Here is a 1,612-nt window from a genome sequence, read left to right on the forward strand (position 1 = left end):
GTCGGCGCCGCCCGTGTCCGCGATCCGCACGATCTCGGCGAGGGTGAACCGGCGTGTCCCGCCGAGCGAGCGGGACAGTTTCGAGGGGTCCATCACGATCCGGCGGGCGAACTCGCGCCGGTTGCAGCCGAGCTCGGTGATCACCTGTTTGACTCGGTCGGTGACATTGCCGCCCGCGTCGGCGATCCGGGCCCCGGGATGTTCTTCCATGGTCAGGGACCGTAGCAGCGGGTTGTGGTAATCACAATATAGGCCCACTGCGCCCGCTGCATTTCTCCCGTAATCAACCCTTGTTCTGTGGGTTCTTGCCGTCCCTCCCGAGTAGACTGACGGAAGAGTCAGACGGGAGCACCGTGTGCTCGGTTCGACCTCCGGGCGTGGTCCGTCGTTGTGCAGTGGGGGCGGAAGATCCGGCGGAGCGGTGCCGAACTCCCGGTGAATAACGAGGTGTTGAGGAGCGGACACGCCTGTGGCGCCCGCCGACGGATCGGTGGGCGCCACAGGTTTTGGAACGGGACGGAACGGGAGACGGGCCGACTGGGCCGATCACGCCGGAGGCGGGGTTCCCGTCACACCGGTCCGGGGCGCTGGGCCCCGGAGCGACGTCAGTGGTTGACGCAGACGTTTCCGAAGGTCGGGTTCAGCAGACCGACGATGTCGACGGTGTTGCCGCAGATGTTGATCGGGACGTGGATCGGCACCTGGACGACGTTGCCGGAGATGACGCCGGGGGAGCCCTTGGCGACGCCCTGGGCGCCGGAGTCGGCGACCGCGATACCGGAGGCGCCGGACAGGGCAACGCCCGCAGCGGCGGTGAGGACGACGGCCTTGGCAATACGTGACATGAAGCCGAACCTATTCGTTGAGGTACAGAAGGAGGATCGCCAGCCCGTGAAGGCTGGGACCCGGTAAACGCTTCAAAGCCGCTGAGGTTTCGGCCCCGGTGCACAAAAGGGTGGCGGCTGGGCCGCGTGGCCCTCTGCCGGACCGGTGGGAGGATGGCGCGTGCCCTCTCCCCGCGCCGCCCGTCCGGCCGCCCCCGACCCGATGGCCTCGACGCTGCGCGCCGTCGCCGCCATCGGACCGTTCTTCGCGCTGCGCACCGACGACCCTCAGGACGGCCGGGGGCCGGCGGACGAGGGATACCTGCCGGTCGCCGAGCTCTACCGGCGACGGCCCGCGGCGGACAGCGACGGCGGCTTCGGCAACGGCGACGGCGGCGGCGACCAGGCCCCGCCGGCGCTGAGCGCGCGGGTCGCGGCGGTCGCCGGGCGGCTGGGCGCGAGCGAGACGCGGATCGCCGCGTCGCTCGTCTTCCAGGGACTGGCCTCCCGGCTGTGGTCGGTGGCGCTCGGCTCGGCCGCGCTCGCCGGCCGGGTGCCCGACCTCGCGCCCGACCGGCTGTGGTGGCACCCGGAGCGCGGCTCACCCGACGATCTGTGGCTGCCGGGCCCGCGCGCCCTGCCCGCCGCCGGCGACCTCGCGGGTCAGCTCCGCGCGGTGGTGCTCGGGACCCACCTGGAGCCGCTGCACCGCGCGACCGGGACGGTCTGCGGGATCTCCGGCCGACTGCTGTGGGGCAACGCCGGCTCGGCCCTCGCCGGCGTTGCCC

Annotated in this window: 3 protein-coding genes; 1 reads left to right on the forward strand and 2 read right to left on the reverse strand. The window is 72.0% G+C overall.

Annotation, left to right across the window (positions count from 1 at the left end):
- The coding region (locus QMK28_RS33365) for a helix-turn-helix domain-containing protein (protein ID WP_326443441.1) at positions 1 to 210 on the reverse strand (210 nt) is incomplete at its 3' end.
- A gap of 395 nt (positions 211 to 605) precedes the next feature.
- The gene (locus tag QMK28_RS33370; RefSeq protein ID WP_326443442.1) at positions 606 to 845 is read right to left on the reverse strand and encodes a chaplin; all 240 of its coding nucleotides are present in this window, start codon (positions 843 to 845) and stop codon (positions 606 to 608) included.
- A gap of 202 nt (positions 846 to 1,047) precedes the next feature.
- Here QMK28_RS33370 and QMK28_RS33375 point away from each other — a divergent pair.
- Positions 1,048 to 1,612, forward strand: a 565-nt coding sequence (locus QMK28_RS33375) for a hypothetical protein (protein ID WP_443050906.1), incomplete at its 3' end; no start/stop codon positions are given.

It is taken from the genome of Streptomyces sp. H27-D2 (genome assembly GCF_035828615.1).
Taxonomy (GTDB): domain Bacteria; phylum Actinomycetota; class Actinomycetes; order Streptomycetales; family Streptomycetaceae; genus Streptomyces.

Coding starts and splice junctions, on each gene's coding strand:
- QMK28_RS33370 (WP_326443442.1), bottom strand. CDS start 845: ATGTCACGTATTGCCAAGGCCGTCGTCCTCACCGCCGCTGCGGGCGTT.